Origin of the sequence: Nitrospirillum guaranorum (assembly GCF_034653275.1) — a bacterium.
In the GTDB taxonomy this organism is placed as follows: domain Bacteria; phylum Pseudomonadota; class Alphaproteobacteria; order Azospirillales; family Azospirillaceae; genus Nitrospirillum.
This window is the reverse complement of the sequence record NZ_JAYEES010000003.1, coordinates 537,907-560,944: the sequence shown is the minus strand read 5'-3', so window position 1 is coordinate 560,944 and position 23,038 is coordinate 537,907. Positions and strand designations below refer to the sequence as shown.

At 68.0% G+C, this 23,038-nt stretch carries 23 protein-coding genes and 1 tRNA gene; 12 read left to right on the top strand and 12 right to left on the bottom strand.

Features of this window, described 5'->3' with window-relative positions; translation table 11 throughout:
• Positions 1-3 precede the first annotated feature (3 nt).
• From UAJ10_RS11490 to dnaQ, 3 genes are read left to right on the top strand one after another with little or no spacing between them, the layout of a single operon-like run.
• On the top strand, positions 4-855 hold the full coding sequence (locus UAJ10_RS11490; RefSeq protein WP_322915484.1) for a shikimate dehydrogenase: 852 nt from the start codon (positions 4-6) through the stop codon (positions 853-855).
• Positions 856-876: 21 nt separating this feature from the next.
• The gene (coaE, locus tag UAJ10_RS11485) at positions 877-1,521 is read left to right on the top strand and encodes a dephospho-CoA kinase (protein WP_322915483.1); all 645 of its coding nucleotides are present in this window, start codon (positions 877-879) and stop codon (positions 1,519-1,521) included.
• Between the two features lie 9 nt (positions 1,522-1,530).
• Positions 1,531-2,244, top strand: a complete 714-nt coding sequence (dnaQ, locus tag UAJ10_RS11480) for a DNA polymerase III subunit epsilon (RefSeq protein WP_322915482.1) — start codon at positions 1,531-1,533, stop codon at positions 2,242-2,244.
• Positions 2,245-2,246: 2 nt separating this feature from the next.
• Here dnaQ and UAJ10_RS11475 read toward each other — a convergent pair whose 3' ends face one another.
• The 3 genes from UAJ10_RS11475 to UAJ10_RS11465 form a co-directional block, all read right to left on the bottom strand.
• Positions 2,247-3,221, bottom strand: coding sequence for a quinone oxidoreductase family protein (locus UAJ10_RS11475; protein WP_322915481.1), 975 nt, complete (start codon positions 3,219-3,221; stop codon positions 2,247-2,249).
• 182 nt (positions 3,222-3,403) lie between these two features.
• Positions 3,404-4,099, bottom strand: a complete 696-nt coding sequence (locus UAJ10_RS11470) for a dienelactone hydrolase family protein (RefSeq protein ID WP_145749094.1) — start codon at positions 4,097-4,099, stop codon at positions 3,404-3,406.
• 133 nt (positions 4,100-4,232) lie between these two features.
• Positions 4,233-6,293, bottom strand: coding sequence for a thioredoxin domain-containing protein (locus UAJ10_RS11465; protein ID WP_322915480.1), 2,061 nt, complete (start codon positions 6,291-6,293; stop codon positions 4,233-4,235).
• A gap of 180 nt (positions 6,294-6,473) precedes the next feature.
• On the opposite strand from UAJ10_RS11465, the gene UAJ10_RS11460 reads away from it, so the two are divergent.
• The 7 genes from UAJ10_RS11460 to UAJ10_RS11430 all read left to right on the top strand — a co-directional run bounded on the left by UAJ10_RS11460 (position 6,474) and on the right by UAJ10_RS11430 (position 12,737).
• Positions 6,474-6,728 (top strand): DUF6489 family protein, encoded by a 255-nt coding sequence (locus UAJ10_RS11460; protein ID WP_040843426.1) that lies wholly within the window; start codon positions 6,474-6,476, stop codon positions 6,726-6,728.
• Positions 6,725-7,099: a (2Fe-2S) ferredoxin domain-containing protein gene (locus UAJ10_RS11455; RefSeq protein ID WP_322915479.1), complete on the top strand. Its 375-nt coding sequence runs from the start codon at positions 6,725-6,727 to the stop codon at positions 7,097-7,099. Before UAJ10_RS11460 ends, UAJ10_RS11455 begins: the two co-directional genes overlap by 4 nt.
• A 10-nt stretch (positions 7,100-7,109) precedes the next feature.
• Positions 7,110-8,450: a tRNA uridine-5-carboxymethylaminomethyl(34) synthesis GTPase MnmE gene (mnmE, locus tag UAJ10_RS11450; RefSeq protein ID WP_322915478.1), complete on the top strand. Its 1,341-nt coding sequence runs from the start codon at positions 7,110-7,112 to the stop codon at positions 8,448-8,450.
• Between the two features lie 110 nt (positions 8,451-8,560).
• Positions 8,561-10,450, top strand: a complete 1,890-nt coding sequence (gene mnmG, locus UAJ10_RS11445) for a tRNA uridine-5-carboxymethylaminomethyl(34) synthesis enzyme MnmG (RefSeq protein WP_322915477.1) — start codon at positions 8,561-8,563, stop codon at positions 10,448-10,450.
• Entirely contained in the window at positions 10,447-11,055 is a 609-nt protein-coding gene (rsmG, locus tag UAJ10_RS11440) for a 16S rRNA (guanine(527)-N(7))-methyltransferase RsmG (RefSeq protein WP_322915476.1), read from the top strand. The genes mnmG and rsmG overlap by 4 nt, the downstream gene beginning before the upstream one ends.
• Positions 11,045-11,863 (top strand): ParA family protein, encoded by an 819-nt coding sequence (locus tag UAJ10_RS11435; RefSeq protein ID WP_322915475.1) that lies wholly within the window; start codon positions 11,045-11,047, stop codon positions 11,861-11,863. Before rsmG ends, UAJ10_RS11435 begins: the two co-directional genes overlap by 11 nt.
• Complete coding sequence (locus UAJ10_RS11430) at positions 11,856-12,737, top strand: ParB/RepB/Spo0J family partition protein (protein WP_322915474.1); 882 nt, start codon at positions 11,856-11,858, stop codon at positions 12,735-12,737. The genes UAJ10_RS11435 and UAJ10_RS11430 overlap by 8 nt, the downstream gene beginning before the upstream one ends.
• A 76-nt stretch (positions 12,738-12,813) precedes the next feature.
• On the opposite strand, the gene holA is transcribed toward UAJ10_RS11430, so the two are convergent.
• The 5 genes from holA to UAJ10_RS11405 all read right to left on the bottom strand — a co-directional run bounded on the left by holA (position 12,814) and on the right by UAJ10_RS11405 (position 19,020).
• On the bottom strand, positions 12,814-13,845 hold the full coding sequence (gene holA / locus UAJ10_RS11425) for a DNA polymerase III subunit delta (RefSeq protein ID WP_322915473.1): 1,032 nt from the start codon (positions 13,843-13,845) through the stop codon (positions 12,814-12,816).
• 73 nt (positions 13,846-13,918) lie between these two features.
• Positions 13,919-14,491 (bottom strand): LPS assembly lipoprotein LptE, encoded by a 573-nt coding sequence (gene lptE / locus UAJ10_RS11420; protein WP_322915472.1) that lies wholly within the window; start codon positions 14,489-14,491, stop codon positions 13,919-13,921.
• Positions 14,478-17,096 carry a leucine--tRNA ligase gene (gene leuS, locus UAJ10_RS11415; RefSeq protein WP_322915471.1) on the bottom strand — a complete coding sequence of 873 codons (2,619 nt, stop codon included), beginning with the start codon at positions 17,094-17,096 and terminating at the stop codon, positions 14,478-14,480. Before leuS ends, lptE begins: the two co-directional genes overlap by 14 nt.
• A gap of 126 nt (positions 17,097-17,222) precedes the next feature.
• Positions 17,223-17,768, bottom strand: coding sequence for a DUF3576 domain-containing protein (locus tag UAJ10_RS11410; RefSeq protein ID WP_322915470.1), 546 nt, complete (start codon positions 17,766-17,768; stop codon positions 17,223-17,225).
• Positions 17,769-17,898: 130 nt separating this feature from the next.
• A complete protein-coding gene (locus tag UAJ10_RS11405) occupies positions 17,899-19,020 on the bottom strand; it encodes a porin (protein WP_322915469.1) in 1,122 nt (373 codons plus the stop codon).
• 201 nt (positions 19,021-19,221) lie between these two features.
• Between UAJ10_RS11405 and UAJ10_RS11400 the strand changes: the two genes are divergently transcribed.
• Both UAJ10_RS11400 and UAJ10_RS11395 read left to right on the top strand, forming a co-directional pair.
• Complete coding sequence (locus UAJ10_RS11400) at positions 19,222-19,968, top strand: YggS family pyridoxal phosphate-dependent enzyme (protein ID WP_322915468.1); 747 nt, start codon at positions 19,222-19,224, stop codon at positions 19,966-19,968.
• A 94-nt stretch (positions 19,969-20,062) separates the two neighbouring features.
• A tRNA-Ser gene (locus UAJ10_RS11395) sits at positions 20,063-20,154 on the top strand.
• An 86-nt stretch (positions 20,155-20,240) separates the two neighbouring features.
• Here the strand turns inward: UAJ10_RS11395 and UAJ10_RS11390 are convergent.
• The 4 genes from UAJ10_RS11390 to UAJ10_RS11375 form a co-directional block, all read right to left on the bottom strand.
• Positions 20,241-20,597 carry a type II toxin-antitoxin system PemK/MazF family toxin gene (locus UAJ10_RS11390; RefSeq protein WP_322915467.1) on the bottom strand — a complete coding sequence of 119 codons (357 nt, stop codon included), beginning with the start codon at positions 20,595-20,597 and terminating at the stop codon, positions 20,241-20,243.
• Positions 20,594-20,818 (bottom strand): antitoxin MazE family protein, encoded by a 225-nt coding sequence (locus tag UAJ10_RS11385; protein ID WP_322915466.1) that lies wholly within the window; start codon positions 20,816-20,818, stop codon positions 20,594-20,596. The genes UAJ10_RS11390 and UAJ10_RS11385 overlap by 4 nt, the downstream gene beginning before the upstream one ends.
• Positions 20,819-21,160: 342 nt before the next feature.
• Positions 21,161-22,516, bottom strand: a complete 1,356-nt coding sequence (locus tag UAJ10_RS11380) for an IS5 family transposase (protein WP_322915445.1) — start codon at positions 22,514-22,516, stop codon at positions 21,161-21,163.
• A gap of 159 nt (positions 22,517-22,675) precedes the next feature.
• Positions 22,676-23,026 carry a hypothetical protein gene (locus UAJ10_RS11375; protein WP_322915465.1) on the bottom strand — a complete coding sequence of 117 codons (351 nt, stop codon included), beginning with the start codon at positions 23,024-23,026 and terminating at the stop codon, positions 22,676-22,678.
• Positions 23,027-23,038 lie beyond the last annotated feature (12 nt).

The window sequence follows — 23,038 nt, the reverse complement described above, 5'->3', positions numbered from 1 at the left end:
GCCATGAGCTTCACTGGAAAGGCCCGTGTCGCGGGCGTCATGGGCTGGCCGGTGGGGCACAGCCGCAGCCCGCGCCTGCACGGTCACTGGCTGGCGGAGTACGGCATCGATGGGGCCTACGTGCCGCTGGCGGTGCCGCCGGATCGCATCGAGCAAGCCTTGCGCGCCCTGCCCGCGCTGGGCCTGGTGGGCTGCAACGTCACGGTGCCGCATAAGGAGGCGGCGTTCCGCACAGTGGACAGGGTGGATCAGACGGCCCGCCGCATGGGGGCGGTCAACACCGTCATCGTCCATGCCGATGGCACGCTGGAGGGTCGCAACACCGATGGCTTCGGCTTCCTCGAGAACCTGAGGGCCGGCGCGCCCGCCTGGACGGCTGGCCAGGGCCCGGCGGTCATCGTCGGCGCGGGCGGGGCGGCACGATCCCTGGTGGTGGCGCTGGCCGATGCCGGCGTGCCGGAAATCCGCCTGGTGAACCGCACACTCGCCCGGGCGCAAGAGCTGGCGGCGGATCTGGGCCCAGGCGTCGCCTGCCCGGTCACGGCGGTGGCGTGGGAGGAACGGGCGGAGGCCCTGGCCGGCGCCCAGCTGCTGGCCAACGCCACGACCCAGGGCATGACGGGCCACCCACCCCTGGATTTGGCGCTGGATGCCCTGCCGCGCGGGGCCGTGGTGACCGACATCGTCTATACGCCGGTGGAGACCCCCCTGCTGGCGGCGGCCAAGGCCCGGGGCCATGTCGTGGTGGATGGCCGGGGCATGCTGCTGCATCAGGGCCGGCCGGGGTTCGAGGCCTGGTTCGGCCGGGCGCCACAGGTGACGGAGGCCCTCTACGTCGCCGTCTTCGGGGACTGAACAGCCCATGGCGGTGTCCCGATGATCGTGCTGGGCCTTACCGGGTCGATCGGCATGGGCAAGTCGACCGCGGCGGCGATGCTGCGCCGGCTGGGCTGCCCCATCCACGACAGCGACGCCACGGTGCATCGCCTCTATGCCAAGGGGGGTGCCGCGGTGGGCCCTATCGGGCAGGCGTTCCCGGGCGTGGTGCGTGATGGGGCGGTGGACCGGCAGCTGCTGTCGGCGGAGGTGATGGGCAACACCCCGGCCCTGAGGCGGCTGGAGGCCATCGTCCATCCCCTGGTGGCCCAGGCGCGCGATCGCTTCCTGCGCCGTGCCGCGGCCAGCGGCGCCAAGGTGGCCGTGCTGGACGTGCCCCTGCTCTTCGAGACGGGAGGCCAGGTCAACTGCGACCGTGTGGCCGTCGTTTCCGCCCCCCACAGCCTGCAGCGCGCCCGGGTGCTGGCCCGGCCGGGTATGAACCCGGGCAAGCTGGAGGCCATTCTACGCCGCCAGATGCCGGATGCCGAAAAGCGCCGGCGGGCGGATTTCATCGTGCCCACGGGCCTGGGCCGCGCGCTGACCTTGCGGCGGCTGGCCGGGATCGTCACACTGCTGTCCGGGCAGCGCGGCCGGGTATGGCCGCCCCGTCCCCGCCCGTCCTTGATCCGTAGAGCCAGGTAGCCCGTTCCCATGCGTGAAATCGTCCTCGATACCGAAACCACCGGTGTGAATGCGCTGGGCGGCGATCGTGTGGTGGAAATCGGCTGCGTGGAGCTGTTGAACCACGTAGCCACCGGCAACAGCTGGCACGCCTACATCAACCCGGAACGGGACATGCCGGCGGAAGCCGAGGCGGTGCATGGCCTGTCGGCCGCCTTCCTCTCGGACAAGCCGGTGTTCGCCGCCGTGGCCGGCGACTTCCTGGACTTCATCCAGGACAGCCCGCTGATCATCCACAACGCCAGCTTCGACATGGGCTTCCTGAACGCGGAGTTCACGCGCCTGGGGATGAAGACCATGCCCATGGCGCGGTCGGTGGACACCGTGGCCATGGCGCGCAAGCGCTTCCCCGGCGCCCCGGCCAGCCTGGACGCCCTGTGCCGCCGCTTCGGCATCGACAATTCCGGCCGCACCTATCACGGCGCGCTGCTCGACGCCCAGCTGCTGGCCGAGGTCTATCTGGAGCTGATGGGCGGCCGGCAGCCTGACCTGGTGCTGGGCGCCACGGCCGTGAAGACGGCGGAGGTGGGCCTGGTGGTGGTCGAGGAGACCCGCGTCTTCCGCGCCTCCCGTCCCCACGCCGCCTCGGCCGAGGAGTTGGAGGCCCACGCCGCCTTCCTCAAGGCCATCAAGTCGCCGCTGTGGCTGGCGGGTGAGGAAGCGGCGGCGGCGACCGCCGGCTGATCTCACGGCAGCAGCACCGTGGAGCCGGTGGTGCGGCGGGCTTCCAGGGCGATGTGGGCTTGGGCCGCGTCCTTCAGGGCGTAGGTCTGGCGCACGTCGATCTTCACCTTGCCGGACAGCACGGCGGCGAACAGGGCGTTGGCGCTGTCGCGCAGTTCCTTGGTGGTGGCGACGTAGCCGCCCAGGGAGGGTCGCGTCAGGAACAGCGAGCCCTTGGTGTTCAAAATGCCGATGTCCACGGCGCCCACGGGGCCGGAAGCGTTGCCGAAGCTGACCATGGTGCCCAGGCGGCTGAGGCAGTCCAGGCTCTGGTAGAAGGTGTCCTTGCCAATGCTGTCGTAGACGACGGGCACGCCCTGGCCGTCGGTGATCTGCTTCACCCGCTCCACGAAGTTTTCGCGGGTGTAGACGATGGTGTGGTCGCAGCCGTGGGCGCGGGCCAGTTCCGCCTTCTCGTCGGAGCCGACGGTGCCGATGACGGTGGCGCCCAAAGCCTTGGCCCACTGGCAGGCGATCAGCCCCACCCCGCCGGCGGCGGCGTGCAGCAGGATGGTCTGTCCCGGTTTCACCGGGAAGGTGCGGTGCAGCAGGTAGTGCGCGGTCAGGCCTTGCAGCAGCATGGCCGCGCCCGTCTGGTCGTCGATGCCGTCCGGCAGGTGGACCAATCGCTCGGCCGGGTACAGCCGCGCCTCGGCATAACCGCCGGTGCCGCCAGTGCAATAGCCGACGCGGTCGCCGACCTTGAAGTCATAGACGTCGGGCCCCACGGCCTCGACCACGCCGGCGGCCTCCATGCCCGGGATCAGGGGCAACGGATTCTTGTAGAGGCCCGTGCGGACATAGACATCGATGTAGTTCAGGCCCACGGCCGTCTGGCGCAGGCGCACCTGGCCCGGCCCCGGCTCCCCCACCGTCACCTCCTCCCACTTCATCACCTCCGGACCGCCGGTCTGGTGGATGCGGATGGCGTGGACCATGGTGGGGCTCCTATGAAGGGGGAAGAAAATTCGGCTAGGCAGCCATCAGCGGCATGAGACCGCGCCTCATGCCGCTGTAGGACGCGACCGCGTCCGCCGGAAGTTTTCGGGGAACGCAGTGGACTGGAAACTGAGGATAGCCGAGCGGGCGGATGCCCGCGCCCGGCGCTTGAGGGACAATGTTAAGACAGCGTCTCTTTCAGGAAGGTGGCGGTGCGCTGGTTGGCCAGGTCGGCCGCCTTGGCGTCGTAATGCTCGCCGCCCACGCGGGCGAAGGCGTGGTCCTGCTCCGGGTAGAGGTGCTGGATGATCAGGTGGTTGCCCTCGATCGCGGCGTTCACCTTGGCCCGCGTCTCGTCGGAGGAGAATTTGTCCTTGCCGGCGGTATGCAGCATCAGCGGCTTGGTGATGGCGCTGACCTCGCCCAAGGCGCCGTCCAGGCCCACGCCGTAATAGCTGACGTTGGCGTCGGCGTCGGATCGGGTGGCCATCAGGAAGGCCAGCTTGCCGCCCAGGCAGTAGCCCAGGGTGCCCACCTTGCCGCCCGTCGCCTCATGCTCGCGCAGGAAGTCCACGGTGGCGATCAGGTCCTCCACCCCGCTGGCTTCGCTGAAGCCGTTGTACAGCTGGAAGGCCCGCTGCCATTCGGCCTCGGTCTGGTCGGTCAGCTGCACGCCCGGTTCCTGGCGCCAGAACAGGTCGGGACAGATGGCGGTGTAGCCTAGGGCGGCATAATGGTCGCACAGCGCGCGCATGTTGGCGTTGACGCCAAAGATCTCCTGGATCAGCACCAGGCCCGGGCCCTTGCCGCCGGCCGGGATCGCCAGGTACGCGTCGAAACTGCCGCCATCGGTGGCGTTGATCGTCACGGTGGTCATGCTGCGCTACCCCTTTGATTTGGTTGTCGAATGCTTATGGTTAAAACACGCGTCGTTTCTTATTCGATCCATATTAACGATTGGGCGGGGGCCTGTCACCGTGACGTCCGTCACTAGGACGCTATGGGGCACCTCACTGGCTGGAAGCGCTAGCGGCCAGCAGATCGGCTAGCGCTTCCGGCGTGGTGACGGGCAAGGAACACCGCATCTCTTGACAGACATAGGCCGTGGCCCGGCCATCCACCATGGCCTTGCCCGCCGCCGGATGCGGGTCCGGCAAATTTTGTCCGGGCGCCAGGCGGCTGACAACCAGGGTTGGACGCGACTGGGTGCGCAGGACGACGTTGAAGGGCTCCAGGTCGTCGCCCTCCCCCACCAGCACGACATGCACGCCATTCAGCAGCGTCTCGGCCATGTTGAGGAAGGTGGAGAGCGGGAAGAAGTTGCGGCCCAGTTCCCCGCTGAAGGCCGACATCAGCGTGTCGGCCCGGGCGCGGTAGCGGTCCTGCCCGGTCAGCATCCACAGGCGGGTGAGGTTACCCAGTTGGGTGCCATTGCCAGCGGGCACGGCGTTGTCGTGGGCGTTGCGCGGGCGGACCAGCAGGTCGCCCACATCGTCGGCGGTGGTGTAATAGCCGCCGTCCGCCTCATCCCAGAAATGACGGTCCAGCGTGTCCGTCCAGCGCGCGGCCTGATCCAGGAAGGCGGCGTCACCGGTGATCTCATGCAGGGTCAGGGCGGCCTTCCCCATGTTGGCGTAGTCTTCCAGCAGGCCGGCGTGGCGGGCCCTGCCGCCGCGGCCGCTGTGATACAGGCGGTCCAGCCCATCCCCGCCAGTATGGCCCAGGCTTGTTACAACATGGCTGTAGGCGTCGATGGCGGCCTCGATCCAGCCCGGCTGTTCGAAGACGAAGCCAGCGCGGGCCAGGGCCGCGATCATCAGGCCGTTCCAGTCGGCCAGCACCTTGTCGTCCCAACCGGGGCGGATGCGCAGGGCCCGGGCCTTCAGCAGGCGGGCGCGGGCATGGGCCAGGCGGTTTTCCTCGGCACTGCCCGGCGCCAGGGGCGTGCGCCGGTTCAGGATGGTGTGGCCTTCCCAGTTGCCCAGCCCGGTCACGTCATAGTGGGCGCAGAACAGGTCGGTATCCGCGCCAAGTAGGCGGTCGACCTCCGCCTTGGTCCAGACGTAGAAGCGGCCTTCCTCCCCCTCGCTGTCGGCATCCAGGGTGGCGCCGAAGGCACCGCCCGGCACCTTCATCTCGTTCAGCACCCAGCCCACGGTTTCCCGGACCCGGACCTCCAGCAGCGGGTCCCGGGTGCCCTGCCACACCTGGGTCATCAACGCCACCAGCTGGGCGTTGTCGTACAGCATCTTCTCGAAATGGGGCACCAGCCACTGCTCGTCCGTGGAATAGCGGGCGAAGCCGCCAGCCAGGTGGTCGTAGATGCCGCCGTTGGCCATGTGGGTCAGGGTGGTGATGACGGCGTCGCGCAGGTCTGTGCGGCCGGTGCGCAGGTGGGCGCGCCACAGCAGGTCGAAGATGCTGGGCTGGGGGAACTTGGGCGCGCCGTTGATGCCACCCAGGAAGGGGTCGACCTCGCGCACCAGGCGGTCGGCCACGGCGTTCAGGGCGCCGATCGTCACGGCCTCCCCCGGATGGCCCTGGGACAGGCGGAGCAGGGCGTCGCCCAGGGCCTTCACGTTGCGGCTGACCTTGCCGGGGTCCTGGGCATAGGTCTCCGCCACACCCCGCAGCACGTCGGGGAATCCTGGGCGGCCATAGCGGCCGGCGGGAGGGAAATAGGTACCGCCCCAGAACGGCTCCCCCTTGGGGGTCAGGAACATGGTTAGCGGCCAGCCGCCCTGCTGCCCCAGCAGGGACAAGGCCTGCTGGTAGACCTGGTCCACGTCCGGCCGTTCCTCCCGATCCACCTTGATGTTGATGAACAGGTCATTCATCAGGGAGGATATGGCCTCGTTCTCGAAGCTTTCATGGGCCATCACGTGGCACCAATGGCAGGCGGCATAGCCCACGGACAGCAGGACAGGCTTGCCCAGCGCCTGGGCCTCGGCGAACGCCTCCGGCCCCCAGGCGCGCCAGTGCACGGGGTTGTCCTTGTGCTGCAGCAGGTAGGGGCTGGTCTCGTGAACCAACAGGTTCGCCGCCGCTTGTGTCGTATCCGATGCCGCCATGGGGGTGATGCTCTTCTGGCTGAATGATGCGGTCGTTGATTGTCCAGTGCCGCTTTGCCCCCACTGTAGCCTCCGCTACAGTGCAGGTCAGAAAAAAGAGGCGTTATTTCGGGCGTATATCTCAGTTAGCTCCCCCGGCACGCGCCTTTAGAGTCCAACCGAACAGGAAGGTCCGCCCCCATGAAAATCACCGTCGACGTCGATTGCACCCCGGAAGAGGCCCGTGCTTTCCTGGGCCTGCCGGACGTGAAGCCCATGCAGGACGCGCTGATGCGGCAGATGCAGGACCGCATGAGCGCCAACCTGGCCGCCATGGATCCGGACGCCCTGCTGAAAACCTGGCTGCCTGTGGGCATCCAGGGGTTCGAGCAGATGCAGAAAATGATGTGGAACCAGATGACCTCCGCCATGGGCGGGGGCAAGGACGCGAAGTGACCGATCCAGCACCCTATTTCGACCGTCACGTTTTCTTTTGCACCAATGAGCGGCCGCCGGGCCACCCCCGGGGCTGCTGCAAGGAGAAGGGTTCCGAGGCGTTGCGCGACCACATGAAGGCCGCCGCCAAGGAGGCCGGCCTGGGCAAGAAGGTCAGGGTCAACGCCGCCGGCTGCCTGGACCGGTGCGAGCTGGGGCCCACGCTGGTGATCTACCCGGAAGGTGTCTGGTACACCTGCGCCACCACCGGCGACGTCGATGAAATTGTGAAGACTCACCTGGTGGAGGGCGGCCGGGTGGACCGCTTGATGCTATATCCGGATGAGAAAGTGCCGGCGCACCGCGCCCGCAAAGCCGCCGCCGCAGACTGACCAACCTCTCATGTCCCTCTATAGCACCGACACCATCTTCGCCTTGGCCTCCGCCCCCGGCCGGGGCGGGGTGCAGGTCATCCGCCTGTCCGGTCCCAAGGCCGGGGCCGCCCTGTCCGCCTTGACCGGGCGGCCCCTGCCCGCGCCGCGCCGCGCCACGCTGGCGCGGCTGAAGGACCAGGAGGGGGAGGTTTTCGACCAGGCGCTGGTGCTGTGGTTCCCGGCACCCGATAGCTTCACCGGCGAAGATGTGGCGGAGTTGCATCTGCATGGCGGGCGCGCCGTCCTGACGGCCGCCAGCGAGGCGCTGGCGGCCCAGGGCCTGCGCGTGGCGGAGCCGGGGGAGTTCAGCCGCCGCGCCTTCGAAGCCGGCAAGCTGGACCTGACGGAGGCCGAGGCCATCGCCGACCTGGTCGATGCCGAGACGGCGGCCCAGCGGCGCCAGGCCCTGCGCCAGATGGATGGTGTCCTGGGGCAGCTTTACGAGGGGTGGCGCCATCGCCTGGTGCGTGCCTTGGCCCACCTGGAGGCGGACATTGATTTCCCCGATGAGGATTTGCCCCACGGTCTGGCGCCGGCGGTTGTACCCGTCCTGACCAGCCTGTACCAGGAGATCGGCGCCCACCTGGCCGATGGTCATCGGGGGGAGCGGCTGCGCGACGGCTTTTCCATCGCCATACTAGGCGCGCCCAATGCCGGCAAGTCCAGTCTGTTGAATGCCCTGGCGCGGCGGGACGCGGCCATCGTCTCCGCCACCGCCGGCACAACGCGTGACGTCATCGAGGTGAACCTGGATCTGGGCGGCTTCCCTGTCATCCTGGCCGATACCGCCGGCCTGCGCGACGCCGCCGATGAGGTCGAGCGCGAGGGCATCCGGCGGGCGCTGGCGCGGGCGGAAAAAGCCGACCTGAAGCTGTTGGTGCTGGATTGTTCCACGTGGAACATCGGCGACATGGCGGCGGCCACCTTGGCCCTGGCGGATGGCGACGCGCTCGTGGTGCTGAACAAGCGCGACCTATGCACCTATGTGCCGGCCATGGTCGCCGGCCGTACGGCCATCGCCGTATCCGCCGCCACCGGTGAGGGGCTGGCGGATCTGTTGGGGGCCCTGGAGCGCATCGTCGGCGATCGCCTGATGCCGGGCGCCGCCCCATCTCTCACCCGCGCCCGGCATCGTCAGGCGCTGGAGGATTGCCGCGCCGCCCTGGCGCGCGCGCTGAGGGCCGATCTGCCGGAACTGGCAGCGGAGGACGCCCGCCTGGCCGCCCGCGCCCTGGGCCGCATCACCGGCCGTGTGGACGTGGAAGACCTGCTGGACGTCATCTTCCGCGATTTCTGCATCGGAAAGTGAGTTGACTTAGCCCCTATGTTTCACGTGAAACATGGGGCGGCACGGAATCATGGCCGTCATCCCCTGGCGACCTTTGACTCGTCGGGTCCGCGCCCCTAAAGTCCGGCGCCATGCAGACCTATGACGTCATCGTGGTTGGCGCCGGCCATGCCGGCTGCGAAGCGGCCGCCGCCGCCGCGCGGCTGGGCGCCCGCACCGCCCTATACACCCATCGCCTCGACACGGTTGGGGAGATGAGCTGCAACCCGGCCATCGGTGGTCTGGGCAAGGGCCACCTTGTCCGTGAGATCGACGCCATGGACGGCGTCATGGGACGGGTGACCGATCGCGCCGGCATCCAGTTTCGCGTGCTGAACAAATCCAAGGGGCCGGCGGTTCGTGGGCCACGCGCCCAGGCGGACCGCAAGCTGTACCGCCAGGCCATGCAGGCCATCCTGGCGGAGCAGGAAAACCTGACCCTGGTGGCCGCCGCCGTCGAGGACTTGGTGATCGACGCCCATGGCCGCGTGGCCGGCATCGTCACCGCCGCCGGTGAGAAGGTCATGGCGGGTGCCGTTGTGTTGACCACCGGCACCTTCCTGCGTGGCTTGATCCATATCGGTGAGGAGAAGATCCCCGCCGGCCGGGTGGGTGAGGCGCCGGCCCTGGGCCTGTCCGACACCCTGATGCGCGTGGGCTTCCCCTTGGGTCGGCTCAAGACCGGCACGCCGCCGCGCCTGGACGGCCGCACCATCGATTGGGCCAGCCTGGAGGTGCAGCCGGGCGACGATCCGCCCCCGCCCTTCTCCTACCTCACGGACAAGATCACCACGCCGCAGGTGCCCTGCCACATCACCTGGACCAGCGCCCGCGTGCATGAGGTCATCCGCGCCAACCTGCACCGCGCGCCCATGTATTCCGGGCAGATCGAGGGCATCGGCCCGCGCTATTGCCCGTCGGTGGAGGACAAGATCGTCCGCTTCGCCGACAAGGAACGGCACCAGATTTTCCTGGAGCCGGAGGGCCTGGACGATGACACCGTCTATCCCAACGGCATTTCCACCTCCCTGCCCCGCGATGTGCAGTTGGAGATTTTGAAGGCCATCCCCGGGCTGGAGCATGTCACCATGCTTCGGGCCGGCTATGCCATCGAGTACGACTACGTCGACCCGCGCGAGCTGGGCCCGACGCTGGAGACCCGCCGCCTGCCCCGCCTGTTCCTGGCGGGCCAGATCAACGGCACCACAGGGTATGAGGAGGCGGCGGCCCAGGGCCTGGTGGCTGGGCTGAACGCCGCCCTGGCCGTGTCGGGATCGGCGCCGTTCGTGCTGGATCGCGCCGAGTCCTACATCGGCGTGATGATCGACGACCTGATCACCCGGGGTACGTCGGAACCCTACCGCATGTTCACCAGCCGGGCGGAATACCGCCTGTTGCTGCGCGCCGACAATGCTGACCAGCGCCTGACCCCGCGTGGGCTTTCCCTGGGCTGTGTGGGTGAGGCGCGCGCCGCCGCCTTCGGCGCCAAGCTGGCCGCCCTGGACCAAGCCCGCCATCTGGCCGGCACCCTGTCGGCCACGCCCAATGAGCTGGCCAAGCACGGCCTGACCATCAACCAGGATGGCGTGCGCCGCAGCGTCGCCGACCTGCTGCGGTATCCCGACATCGACTTGGCCCGGCTGGGTGTCCTCTGGCCGGAGCTGAACGGATTTTCGCCGGAGATCGCCGAGCAGGTGGAGATCGACGGGCGCTACGCCGGCTATCTCGACCGGCAGGAAGCGGACATTCGCGCTTTCCGTCGCGATGAGGCGCTGGCCCTGCCGGCGGACCTGGATGTGGATGCCATCGCGTCGCTATCCGCCGAAATTCGTACCAAGCTCCGCCAGGTTCGCCCCGCCACGCTGGGGGCGGCCGCCCGTATCCCGGGCATGACGCCGGCGGCGCTGACCGCCCTGCTGCGGCACGTGAAAAAGCGCCCTGCCCGCTTGGTCCAGACCGACGACACCACGAGTGCAGCATGACCCCTGCTGATTTCGCCACCCGATTCCATGTTTCACGTGAAACACTGGACCGGCTTACCGTCTATGCCCAGCTGCTGGCCAAGTGGAACCCCGCCATCAACCTGGTGGCCAAGTCCACTGTGGCCGATGTCTGGGAACGCCACCTGGCCGACAGCGCCCAGCTGCACGCCCTGCTGCCCCCGGGTACGCGGACGCAGGTGGACATGGGCAGCGGCGCTGGGTTTCCTGGCTTGGTCATGGCCATCCTGGGCGTACCGGACGTGCACCTGATCGAGAGCGACACACGCAAGGCCACCTTCCTGCGGGAGGTGGCACGGGCCACGGGGACGCAGGTGACCGTCCACGCCCAACGCATCGAACAGGCGCCGGAGATCGCGGCCGACGTGGTCACGGCCCGCGCCCTGGCGGCGTTGCCGGAGCTGTTGGACTGGGGCAACCGCTTCCTGAAGCCGGGTGCGAAGTGCCTCTTCCTGAAGGGCAGGACGGCCCCCGAGGAATTGACCCTTGCCGCCCAATCCTGGACAATGACCGCCTCCCAAGTCCCCAGCATTACGGACCCGTCGGGGACCATCCTTATCCTTGGTGAGATCGCCCGTGCCCGCTGACGCCCCGACCCCCGCGCCCAAGCGAGCGCGCATCCTGGCCCTTGCCAACCAAAAGGGCGGCGTGGGCAAGACCACGACCACCATCAACCTGGGCACGGCCCTGGCGGCCACCGGCAAGCGCGTGCTGATCGTGGACAACGACCCACAGGGCAACGCCTCCACCGGCCTGGGCATCGGCCGCACGGAACGCGGCACCGGCACCTATGAACTGTTGTTCGGCGAGACGACGGTGCAAGCCTCGGTGCGCGGCACCAGCATCCCCAAGCTGTTCGTGGTCACCGCCTCGGCCGACCTATCGGGCGCGGAGCTGGAACTGGTGGAGCTGGAGCGGCGCGAGTTCCGCCTGCGTGACGCGCTGACTGGCGCGGCCGCCGACTATGACTACATCTTGATCGACTGCCCACCAGCCCTGGGGTTGCTGACCCTCAACGCCCTGGCGGCGGCCAATTCGGTGCTGGTGCCGTTGCAGTGCGAGTTCTATGCCCTGGAAGGCCTGTCGCAGCTGATCCGCACCATCGAGCGGGTGAAGCGCACCTTCAATCCGGCTTTGGAGATCCAGGGCGTGGTGCTGACCATGTTCGACCGGCGCAACAACCTGTCCGACATGGTGGCCGCCGACGTGCGCGGCTTCTTCGGCGAGAAAGTGTACGAGACGGTCATTCCCCGCAATGTCCGCGTCTCCGAGGCGCCCAGCCACGGCAAGCCCGTGCTGCTCTACGACCTGAAGTCGGCGGGCGCGCAGGCCTATATTCATTTGGCGGGAGAGGTTTTGAAGCGTGAGCGTAACCGGCAGTCAGTCCATGGATGAAATGAAGAAGCGCAGCAACCTGGGGCGCGGCCTGTCCGCGCTGTTTGCCGAGGTGGCGGACGAGCAGGAGCCGGTGGAAAAGGGCCGCCCGCCCCGCGCCCTGCCCATCGAGCTGCTGCACCCCGGGCGCTATCAGCCGCGCCGCCACTTCGATGAAGAGGCCATCCGCAGCCTGGTGGACAGCATCCGCGAGCGCGGCGTGCTGCAGCCCATCCTGGTGCGCAAGGTCGAGGAAGCGCCGGCTGGCGGCAACGCCCGCTACGAGATCATCGCGGGTGAGCGCCGCTGGCGCGCCGCCCAGCTGGCGGGCCTGCACGAGGTGCCGGTGGTGGTGCGGTCGCTGACCGACCGCGAGGCGTTGGAAATCGCGCTGGTGGAAAACATCCAGCGCCAGGACCTGACGCCCCTGGAAGAGGCCGAGGGCTTCCAGCGCCTGATGGATGAATTCCAGCACACGCAGGAGGATCTGGCCCGCGCCGTGGGCAAGAGCCGCAGCCACGTGGCCAACATGCTGCGCCTGCTGGCCCTGCCCGACGCGGTGAAGGCGCTGGTGCAGGACGGCAGCCTGACCATGGGCCACGCCCGCGCCCTGTTGACCGCTGCCGATCCCCTGGGCTTGGCCCGTGAAGTGGTGAAGCGCGGCCTGAACGTCCGCCAGACGGAACAGCTGGTGAAGGACGCCGCCAACCCCGCGGCCCGCCTCGCGCCCGCGCCCAAGACGGCCGATACCCTGGCGCTGGAAAAGGAACTGGCGGCCGAGCTGGGCCTCAAGGTGGCGTTGAAGGCCAAGGGCCAGGCGGGCAGCCTGACCGTGCATTACAGCAACCTGGACCAGCTGGATGGCCTTCTGGCGCGGCTGAAGCACCAACACTGAGATCTCGCGCAGGGGTACAGGCATGAAAAAACGCCGTCAGTGCTGTCACTGGCGGCGTTTTTTGTTGATATGGGATTCAGTTGCCTGATCGGCGGGCGAGCTGCGCCACCTGGAAAAAGGCCCGGGCGCACAAGGTCTCATCCGGCATGTTGGTGCGCTTGCAGTCAGCCTCCGCATCCATCAGGCGGTCCAGGGCCAGGGCCAGGTTGGGCAGGGTCCAGCGCCGCACCTGGTTGGTCATCTGGTTTTCCATCTTGAAGAACACCGGCGGCCGCAGGGCCTTCACCGCCTGCTGCGCCGTCTGCCCCCGCGTGGTGTGGTAGACAGCCATCTGCAGGCGCTGGAAATGGCGCTGGGCGCTGCGCAGGATGGGCACGGGGCTGGTCCCCTCCCCGAACAGGCGGCCCAGCGCCCGGTCGATGCCGGCGATGTCGCCGTCGGCGGCGGCCAGGGCCGGCTCATCCATGTCCAGGGCGGCGCTGTCGCCGATGACGGTGCGCACGTCCTCCAGCGTCACGCGGCTGGCGCCCATCATATAGATGGCCAGCTTGTCCACCTCCCCCCGGGCCACGGCGCGGTCACCCACCAAATTGGCGGCCAGCCAGTCGCGGGCGTCGGTGTCGATGGTCAGCTTATGCTCCCCCAGGATGCGGCCGATGGTGACCGCCAGCTCCCCCTCCTCCTCCACATAGCAGGCGATGGCGGCGGCCTTGTCATCCGACTCGAACAAGGCGCGCAGCTTGCTGGATTTGCCGAGATCGCCCGCCTCCACCACGCACAAGGTGTCGCCGCCGGGTGGCTGCTTCAGCAGGGCTTGGAAGGCCACGGTGACCGACTCGTCGGCGTCGCGCACCCGCACCAGCCGCCGGCCGCCGGTCAGGGCCATGGCGGCCATTTCGTCATTCAGGCGGGCGCCGTCGCCGCTGATCTGGTCAGCCTTCAGGTCGCTGACGCGGAAAGGGTCCTGCAGGTCGCTGACGACGGCGCGCGACAGGGCCTGGCCGCGTTCACGCACCAGGCCGGTGTCGGGGCCATAGACCAGCACGGCGACGATGCCGGCGGGCGGGCTTTTGCAGAAACCGTCGGCGTTGCGGGGCTGAACCTTCAAGGACGCCTCCCGGGAGCGGAAAGGGCCGCCCCGGGGCGGAGGCGGCCCATGCACGCGATTGATGCAAAAGGGCTTACTGGTCCTTGGTCGCCTGAACCACCGACCCGCGGTCGAAGTACAGCGCCAGGCGGGTGGTGATTTCCTCCGCCACCTCAGTCAGGGCGCGGTCATAGGCGTCCTGTTCCGTGACCATGGTGGAGTATTGCGCTTCGGAGATGTCGTAGCTGACGATAGACCGGCTGGATGTGCGGTACAGCGTCTTGCCCGTCTTGATGTCGATCAGCTGGTAATCGGCCAGGACGTGCAGGCGGGCGCGGGTGGCGGTGGCGTCGCGCTGGATGCCCAGATCTTCCTTGTTGGAATTCAGGCGCACGTTCAGGCGGTAGTCAGGCTTCGCCGGCCGGCCGCCGTCCTGGTAGAACCGGTCGATCAGGTTGTTGCGCAGGATTTGGCCGACGCGGTCGGGGATGATGTCGATCGACACCGACTGCATCTGCCCGCGCGTCGAGGGCTTGCCCGACAGGCTGTGGTCGCCATAGACGGTGTGGAAGCCGCAGGCGGACAGGGCCAGGGGCCCCGCCACCAGGATCGCACCCACCACCGCCTTGCGGACGGCGATCTTGAGGACGCCGTCAGACGACAACATTGATCACCCGGTTGGGCACGACGATGACCTTGCGCACGGGCTTTCCCTCCAGGGCGCGCTGCACGTTGGGCTCCGCCAGGGCCAGCGCCTCGGCCTCTTCCTTGGCGATGTCCTTGGGCAGGTGCAGGGTGGCGCGCAGCTTGCCGTTCACCTGCACCGCCACGGTGGCGGTGTCCTCGGTGGCCAGGGCCTCATCCGCCACCGGCCAGACCGAATTGACCAGCAGGGTGTCATGACCCAGCACGGACCACAACTCCTCAGCCAGGTGCGGCATCATCGGGCCGATCAGGCGCACCAGCACCTCCAGCCCCTCGCGCAGCACGGCGGCGTCACCCTCTTGAATGTTCTGGGCATCGGCGCCCGCCTTGGCGTCCAGCTTCTCCAGCGCGTTGGACAACTCGCGGATGCGGGCCACGGCCTTGTTGAAGCGGAAGCGTTCCAGGTCCTCGCCGATGGCGGCCACGGTCTTGTGCACCATGCGGCGCGCGTCGGTGGCCAGCGGCGACAGCTCGGCCGGGATGGGCGTGCCGGCGGGCGGCAGGGCCACGGACGGCTCCGTCACCAGGCGCCACAGGCGGTTGATGAAGCGCCAGGCGCCATCGATGCCGGCCTCGGTCCATTCCAGGTCGCGGTCCGGCGGGCTGTCGGACAGCATGAACAGGCGGGCGGCGTCGGCACCGTAGGTGTCGATGATGTGCGCCGGGTCCACCACGTTCTTCTTGGACTTCGACATCTTGATGATGGGGCCGACGGTCACCGGGCCGCCGCCCTCGCGCTGCACCGACTTGCCGTCCACCACGTCCACGTCGGACGGCAGCAGCCACTTGCCCTCCGCGTCCTGGTAGGTGGCGTGGGTCACCATGCCCTGGGTGAACAGGCCCTCGAACGGCTCCTTCAGGTCGGTGTAGCCGACATGGGACAGGGCGCGTGTCCAGAAGCGGGCGTACAGCAGGTGCAGCACCGCATGCTCGATGCCGCCGATGTACTGGTCGACCGGCAGCCAGTAGGCCGCCTCCTCGCGATTGAAGGCCTGGCCCTCCACGCGCGGGCTGGCGAAGCGCAGGAAATACCAGCTCGACTCGATGAAGGTGTCGAAGGTGTCGGTCTCGCGCACCGCCGCCGTGCCGCAGGTGGGACAGGCCACGTGCTTCCAGGTCGGGTGGCGGTCCAGCGGGTTGCCCGGCTGGTCGAAGGTCACGTCGTCCGGCAGGGTGACGGGCAGCTGGTCCTCCGGCACGTGCACCAGGCCGCAGCTGGGGCAGTGGATGACCGGGATGGGGCAGCCCCAGTAGCGCTGGCGCGACACACCCCAGTCGCGCAGGCGGAAGATGGTGGTGCGCTGACCGCGGCCCATGGCCTCGATGCGCTCGCCAGCCGCCTGCTTGGCGGCCTCCACATCCATGCCGTCCAGGAACTGTGAGTTACGCAGCAGGCCGGGGCCGGTGTACGCCTCGGTGCCCACGTCGAAGGTGGCCGGATCCTCCCCCTCGGGCACCACCACGGGGGTGACCTTCAGGCCGTACTTGCGGGCGAAGTCCAGGTCGCGCTGGTCGTGCGCCGGGCAGCCGAAGATGGCGCCGGTGCCGTATTCCATCAGCACGAAGTTGGCGATGTAGACCGGCAGCTTCCAGCCGGGCACGAAGGGATGCTCGGCGGTGATGCCGGTGTCATAGCCCTTCTTCTCCGCCGTCTCGATCGCCTCTTCCGAGGTGCCGACGCGGTTGCAGTCGGCGATGAACTCGGCCACGGCCGGGTTCTTCTCCGCCAGCGCCAAGGCGATGGGATGGTTGGGGGAGATGCCGACGAAGCTGGCGCCGAACAGGGTGTCGGGCCGGGTGGTGAACACCTCGACCTCGGGCTCGCCCGGAAACACGTTGGGGGTGACGCCCGCCGGGGCGGCCAGCTGGAAGCGGAAGCGCAGGCCGGTGGACTTGCCGATCCAGTTCTCCTGCATGATCCGCACCTTTTCCGGCCAGCGGTCCAGCGTGGCCAGGGCCGACAGCAGGTCGTCGGCGAAGTGGGTGATCTTCAGGAACCACTGCGACAGCTTGCGCTTTTCCACCAGCGCGCCGGTGCGCCAGCCGCGGCCGTCCACCACTTGCTCATTGGCCAGCACGGTGTTGTCGACGGGATCCCAGTTGACCCAGCTTTCCTTGCGATAGGCCAGGCCGGCCTTCAGGAAGTCCAGGAACATCTTCTGCTCGTGCCGGTAATATTCCGGGCGGCAGGTGGCGATCTCCCGGTTCCAGTCGATGGCCAGGCCCATCGACTGCAACTGGCCGCGCATGGTGGCGATGTTCTCGTACGTCCACTTGCCGGGGTGGACGTTGCGTTCCAGCGCCGCGTTCTCCGCCGGCAGGCCGAAGGCGTCCCAGCCCATGGGATGCAGGACGTTGAAGCCCTTGGCCCGCTTGTAGCGGGCGATCACGTCGCCGATGGTGTAGTTGCGGACGTGGCCCATGTGGATGCGCCCCGAGGGATAGGGGAACATCTCCAGGACGAAATACTTCGGCCGGGCAGGGTCCGCGGAAACGGCGAAGCTGTTCCGGTCGGCCCAGGCCGACTGCCACTTCGCCTCGTTTTCCCTGACATTGTACCGGGACATGGAAAAACCGCCTTCTCTCGGGTGTCGCGCCGGCCATCAGCCCGGAGGGGGCCGGGGCGTCACCCCCTCCCGGCGGGCGCCGGGGCGTTGCGAGAGGAGACAGTCGCCCGCCGGCGATGGATCAGCTTACTTCGGGGGGGCCTGCTGGATGCGCAGCTGGCGCGCCCGGGTGAGGACGGTGTCCTCAAGCTGGCTGTTGGTTTCGGCGGCCACGGTGGCGTCGCGCCACTGGCCGTTCTGGTCGACCTGGCGGAACACGGTCACGCGCACGCCGTCGGCGCGGAGCGTGCTGTCCAGGACGTACAGGTTGATCTTGAACCGCTCGCCCGGGGTGCTGGGCGGGCTGTACCAGTCGGTTATGATCACGCCGGTGTAGGGGTCGGCCGAAACCAGCGGCAGGAATCCGATGGTGTCCAGCGACGCGCGCCACAGGAAGGCGTTGACCGTCGGGCCCACCACCTGCACGGCGGTGTTGGACGTGCCGACCGGGCCAGAGGTGTTCTGGCGCATGAGGATCGAGACGGGCTTGGGTGCCGCCTTCGCGTTGTCGTCGTCATCGCCCCAGCCCAGCCAGGAACAAGCGGACGTGGAAAGCAGAAGTCCGGCAACCAGGAGGGAGCGGCCAATGAGGAAAGCGGAGCGCGACGGCATGTGATTGTCACCCAGGGTCACGAGAACGGTTCCTTAGATCAAAAAAGCCGCTGGGACGCAAGGCCGGCCAGAGGGACGGCGCGTCGCGGGCAGCGGGCGTTGTGGCGGTGGGCATTGTGGCAGCGGGTGCTGGTGGCGGTGGGCGGAAAACCTAGAAACGGAATTCTACCACGGCGCTGGCCACGTTACCTGTCGGGTGGGGGCTGGACTGGTCCGCCATCGCGGCCGGGTTGCCGCTTTCCAGGTCGGCCGTCCAATGGATGAGGTCCAGGCCCAGGGTGGTGTCGCCCCGCACCTTCCATGACAGGCCCAGGCCGTAGGCGCGATAGGTGGTCCAGTTCTCCGTCTCGCTGCCGTGCCAGAACAGGGTCAGGCCATAGGGGCCATTCTCATAGGTGCCCTGCAGGGTGGCGCCCCGGGTCGCGCCCGGCCCATCGGCCGGGCGATCGCGCAGCAGGCCGCTGTCGCCGTCGTCGAACAGCACGGCGCCGACGGTGAAGCCGCCGTAGGTCAGGCCGCCGGCCAGGGTGACGGTGGAGGTGTCCCGCAGCCAGCTGTGGGCGGCATTGGCGTGGTTGTAGGCCACGCCCACCTCATACTGGGTGGGGCCCCAGTCGCCGCGATAGTTCAGGGCCCCTTCCCAGAAATCGGTCTCCGCCGGGATGGCGTAGGGCGCCACGATGTCCTGGCCGAAGGCCCGGCGTTCGGGCGCGAAGGAGACGCCGGCTTTCAGGCCGAACAGGCGCGGCGTCTCATAGTCCACCTTGGCGGCATCGTCGCTGTCGCGGCCGGCATAGGCGCGGCCCAGGGCCATGCCCGGCGGCCGCACCCGCGCGCTTTGCGTCCAGAAGCCGTCCATCTCCCCGCCCACCAGCAGGGGCAACAGGTCCGTCGCCCGCTCCGACGCGCCCCAGCTCTGGCCCAGGCGCACCTTGCCCCAGCCGCCGGAGGCGTAGACATAGGCCTGGTCGATACCGATCCCCTCGCGGTCGGCGTTGCCCGGCCGGTCGGTGCTGCGCCCGGTGTTGCCGGAGCCGACGCGCAGCAGGGCGCCGTAGGTGACGCCGCTGTCGGTCACCGTCTCCACGCTGCCGGTGACGGCATAGGCGCCGGCGGCGTCCCAATGGCCGTCACCCGCCGCCGGCCGGTCGGTGCCCACCACCCCGCCCTGGGCCACGCCCGACAGGTGGTAGTCGACCTCGGCCCGGGCCGCGTGCGGGGGCGCCAGCAGGGCGACGGCGGCGCAGAGGGCGACGGGGATGCGGCGGGTCATCGGTGGGCTTCCGTGTCCTGGAATGCGACGGGACAAGTGATATAGGCGGCGGTTGTCGATACGGGAGCCTTGCCTTGGCCGGCGCGGCGCAGGAAAGTCGCGCGTGCCCGGGCCCGACCGCTCCCCCGGATCATGCCTGGGCCACGCTTTACCGTTGATCCCGTCCGCGCACAACCGCCCATACACAACCGTGGCCCCATCATGACCCGCGCCAGCAAGCCCCCCGCCCCGCCCGCCCCGCCCGCGGACGCCGACGTCGCCACCCGCCTCGCCACCGTGCGCGGCGTCATCGAGGGTGCCGCCCGCGGCGTGGGCCGCGATCCGGCCGCCGTCCGCCTCGTGGCCGTGTCCAAGGTGCAGCCGGTGGAGAAGATCCGAGCCGCGCTTGAGGCCGGCCAGCGGGTGTTCGGCGAGAACCGCGTGCAGGAGGCCAAGGCCAAATGGACGGAGCTCAAGGCCGACTACCCCGACGTGGAACTGCACCTGATTGGCCCGCTGCAGACCAACAAGGTCAAGGACGCCGTCGCCCTGTTCGATGTCATCCAGACCGTGGACCGCGAGCGCCTGGCCGAGGCGCTGGCCGCCGAGATCAAGCGCCAGGGCCGCCGGCCGCGCCTGCTGGTGGAGGTGAACACGGGCGAGGAGCCGCAGAAGGCCGGCATCGCCCCGGCCGACGTGCCCGCCTTCCTGGCCGCCTGCCGCGACACCCACGGGCTGGAGATCGCCGGCCTGATGGCCATCCCGCCGGCGGAGGAAGAGCCGGCCATGCACTTCGCCCTGCTGGCCGGCCTGGCGCGCAAGGCCGGCTTGGCCGAGGTATCCATGGGCATGAGCGGCGACTACGACCTGGCGGTGCGCATGGGGGCGACCCAGGTGCGCGTCGGCACCGCCCTGTTTGGCGAGCGGGTTAAGCCCGTGCGGGACGGGGCCGAAGCGGGCGAAGGCTGAGCCATCCGGGGAAAAATCAGCCTTGCGCGGGATGGTATGAAAAGACCCTTGCCGAGGGGCGCGTGTCTCTATATGGTCCCGCCCCATTCCGGACGGAGGGGTGGCCGAGTGGTTGAAGGCGCTCGCCTGGAAAGCGGGTATACGGCCAAAACCGTATCGTGGGTTCGAATCCCATCCCCTCCGCCATTTCAGTCCCTGAGTGGGCACTGAGTTTACGCCGCTTGCCGTCGGTTTGATTGCGCCGCGATACGCCTTGGTCGTGGCGCCGTCCGTCATTCCCCTTTCCGGCCCGTTCTCGGCGACACCGCCAAGCCGAGGAACACCATTACAGCCTGGTTGAGCCGAACCACATCGTCGTCGTCCAGCCGGCCGATTCGCTCGCCGATTTTGGATTTAGGGACGGTGGTGATCTTGTCCACCATCAGCCGGGAGGAGGAACGCAGGCCATTGCGCTCGTTCGGCTCCACCGGCAGCCGGAACAGGGGCGCGTCGGTCGGGTCCGTGGTGAAGGCGCAGATCGTGATAGAGTCCGTCGCGTCGAAGGCGTCGTCCTGCACGATGACGACGGGGCGCGGTTTGCCCGCATAGTCCTTGCCGCCGGAGACGGTCCAGACGTCGCCCCGCCTCATTCACCATCCCAGTCGGACACCGCGTCGATGAACGCCTGATCCTCGGCCGCGTGGGCGCTCGACGCCACGGCCAGAGATTGCCGGTGCGCCTCGGCCCGGAAGGAGGACGCGCGCACGTCCGGCACCCAAATTTGGATCGGCCGCAAGCCCTGGGCGCGCAGCCGGTCGCGGTGCTCCTGCACCTTAATCTTGGTGGGCTTAGCGCCTCGCGCCGATGCCATGACTCGGTTCCCCAGCCTGGTTACATGTAACTTACCATGTGGCGCTCAACGATAAAACCGGATTCGATGCAGCAGCTCGGCTAACGCCGACGGCAACTGTGCAGAAAGTCGTTATTGGGCAATAGGTTGATGGCACAGCACGCATTGCGCCCCGAGATCGCACATTGCCGGATCGGCGAAAATCCAAGCAAAAACAATCGACCGACCGAGCCGCAATGTGCGGCCTTTTATCTGGCCCTCTAATCGGGGTATCAAATGCTTACGTCCCATCGAGACTGGCCAGCCTATCGACTATTTTTGCTGCGCTTTTGAAGTCGCCCGTGAAGAATGGCCCTGACCGGTTCAATTTGAGCTGATCAGGGTCATTTCGTTTTGGATTTGGAGAGCGCAGAGCAGGGCACGCCAAAGGTCCTGGAACCACCTGACGAGGAGGTGGAAGTTGAAGCCAGCGGCTGCGAGGACGGCATTGATACGGTCGCCGTGGCGTCCCTTGAGGTAGTTCCGTCCCATGCGGTGCTCGGCCTTGAGGTGGCCGATGATGGGCTCGATGGCGGCGCGGCGCTTCATCTCCCGTTTGATGGCGGTGGTAGTCCTGCGGACCTGGCCTGTGATCCAGACCTTGAACTTGTTGGGATGGTCATGGCCGCGATAGCCCCTGTCGACGTGGACGCGGTCCGGCTCGCGTCCAGTGTTGGCTTTGATGTCGGCGACGGCCTTGGCCAGGGTGTGGCCGTCGAAGGGGTTGGTGTGCAGGGCCTGGGCGTGGAGGACGAAGAGGCCGCCCTTGGGCTTGGTGATGGGGACGGCGACGCTGACCTTGCAGCCGAACTCGTAGGGGGCGCGGGCCTTGCCCTTGCCGATGCATTCGACCTCGGGGGCGTGGAGGGAGTAGACTTTCTGCCCGCGCTGGCGCTGGGTCTGCATGCTGACCTTGATGGCCAGGTCACGTAAGGGGCCGTAGCGGGCCAGGAGGTCTGGGGCCTCGGCGCCTCCCTTGGCGGCGACCTTGCGGTTGATGTCACGGATGAGGCGGCCCAGACGGGTGCGCAGGAACTTTAGTTCCCGGTTGGCGCGCTTGTGTTGGTGGGCGTGGGTGTAGCGGCCGACCATGATGGCGGCCTTCTTGGCCACGCGCAGATAGCTCTGGCGCAGCGTGAGGCCGTTGTCCTTGGCGAAGGCGACCAGCTTCTCGATGGCCTTGTGGGTCAGGCGGGCGTCGGTGGGGTGGGCGACGGCCTTGGGCTGGACGGTGGTGTCCACCGCCACGCGCGCCAAGTCGCGGGTGCTGAGCGCGCCGGTGGCCTGGGCCACCCGCAGGCTCTCCTGGATCAGCGCGGCCAGCCGCTCCTCGCCCAGGCGCTGGCGCCAACGGGACAGCGACGACCGGTCGAAGGGCAGGTCGTGGCGGAAGACCTCCTCGCCGCAGAAGAACTGGAAATAGGGGTTCTCCGCCCAGCGGGCGGTCAGCACCTCATCCGACAGGTTGTGCATGTGCTTCAGGATCAGCAGGCCCGCCATCAGCCGGACCGGCAACGGCGGCTGGCCTGGTCCGCCGCCATAGACCCCACCCAAGCGCTGTTCCAGAAAGCCCCAGTCGATCTTGCCCGACAGCACCACCAGTGGGTGCTTCAGGTCGATGATCTGGTCCAGGGCTGGACGCAGAAGGTCTTTCTGTCGGGTGTCCCGGGGTCGTGACATGGCCTGTTCCCACCGCTGTTCACAGGGGGAATCGAATCACGAAATGGCCCAAAAGGGGATCCCCAAATTGCAAGAAAGCGGAGGCCAAGCCCCCTCTTTCCTGCAAATTCGATTACAGCACTACCAGCCAAACACCATGGTCGGCCAACGGCTTAGAAATCATTCACGGGCGACTTTGAAGGCGGCTCCCGCCTTGGCAAAGTCGCCGGATTGCGCCGCTTCAAGGAACCATCCGAATACGCTACCTGCGTCCGTGGACAGTGTGTCGGCTACCCCCACGCCTTCTACGCCGGCCTCCGCCGCTTCAATCTTCGCCGCAACCTCTGCGGCGATCACCACCGGCAGATTTATCTTCACGACGCCGCCGGGCGACGATGCAATACCCAACTCGCTCAGCTTGTCCCGCGCCGCGCGGAAATCGCTGTGGAGTAACTTGTTCCGAAGCTGGCGGCACAGGCGCAGCGTTTCCTTATCTTCATCGGACAACACCGCCCCGAAATGCTCGATCAAAGCGGGCCAACC

Excerpts from the sequence above, each read along its gene's own strand:
- UAJ10_RS11490 (WP_322915484.1), top strand. The coding sequence starts at position 4 with ATGAGCTTCACTGGAAAGGCCCGTGTCGCGGGCGTCATGGGCTGGCCG.
- coaE (WP_322915483.1), top strand. The coding sequence starts at position 877 with ATGATCGTGCTGGGCCTTACCGGGTCGATCGGCATGGGCAAGTCGACC.
- dnaQ (WP_322915482.1), top strand. The coding sequence starts at position 1,531 with ATGCGTGAAATCGTCCTCGATACCGAAACCACCGGTGTGAATGCGCTG.
- UAJ10_RS11475 (WP_322915481.1), bottom strand. The coding sequence starts at position 3,221 with ATGGTCCACGCCATCCGCATCCACCAGACCGGCGGTCCGGAGGTGATG.
- UAJ10_RS11470 (WP_145749094.1), bottom strand. The coding sequence starts at position 4,099 with ATGACCACCGTGACGATCAACGCCACCGATGGCGGCAGTTTCGACGCG.
- UAJ10_RS11465 (WP_322915480.1), bottom strand. The coding sequence starts at position 6,293 with ATGGCGGCATCGGATACGACACAAGCGGCGGCGAACCTGTTGGTTCAC.
- UAJ10_RS11460 (WP_040843426.1), top strand. The coding sequence starts at position 6,474 with ATGAAAATCACCGTCGACGTCGATTGCACCCCGGAAGAGGCCCGTGCT.
- mnmE (WP_322915478.1), top strand. The coding sequence starts at position 7,110 with ATGTCCCTCTATAGCACCGACACCATCTTCGCCTTGGCCTCCGCCCCC.
- mnmG (WP_322915477.1), top strand. The coding sequence starts at position 8,561 with ATGCAGACCTATGACGTCATCGTGGTTGGCGCCGGCCATGCCGGCTGC.
- rsmG (WP_322915476.1), top strand. The coding sequence starts at position 10,447 with ATGACCCCTGCTGATTTCGCCACCCGATTCCATGTTTCACGTGAAACA.
- UAJ10_RS11430 (WP_322915474.1), top strand. The coding sequence starts at position 11,856 with ATGGATGAAATGAAGAAGCGCAGCAACCTGGGGCGCGGCCTGTCCGCG.
- lptE (WP_322915472.1), bottom strand. The coding sequence starts at position 14,491 with ATGTTGTCGTCTGACGGCGTCCTCAAGATCGCCGTCCGCAAGGCGGTG.
- leuS (WP_322915471.1), bottom strand. The coding sequence starts at position 17,096 with ATGTCCCGGTACAATGTCAGGGAAAACGAGGCGAAGTGGCAGTCGGCC.
- UAJ10_RS11405 (WP_322915469.1), bottom strand. The coding sequence starts at position 19,020 with ATGACCCGCCGCATCCCCGTCGCCCTCTGCGCCGCCGTCGCCCTGCTG.
- UAJ10_RS11400 (WP_322915468.1), top strand. The coding sequence starts at position 19,222 with ATGACCCGCGCCAGCAAGCCCCCCGCCCCGCCCGCCCCGCCCGCGGAC.
- UAJ10_RS11390 (WP_322915467.1), bottom strand. The coding sequence starts at position 20,597 with ATGAGGCGGGGCGACGTCTGGACCGTCTCCGGCGGCAAGGACTATGCG.
- UAJ10_RS11385 (WP_322915466.1), bottom strand. The coding sequence starts at position 20,818 with ATGGCATCGGCGCGAGGCGCTAAGCCCACCAAGATTAAGGTGCAGGAG.
- UAJ10_RS11380 (WP_322915445.1), bottom strand. The coding sequence starts at position 22,516 with ATGTCACGACCCCGGGACACCCGACAGAAAGACCTTCTGCGTCCAGCC.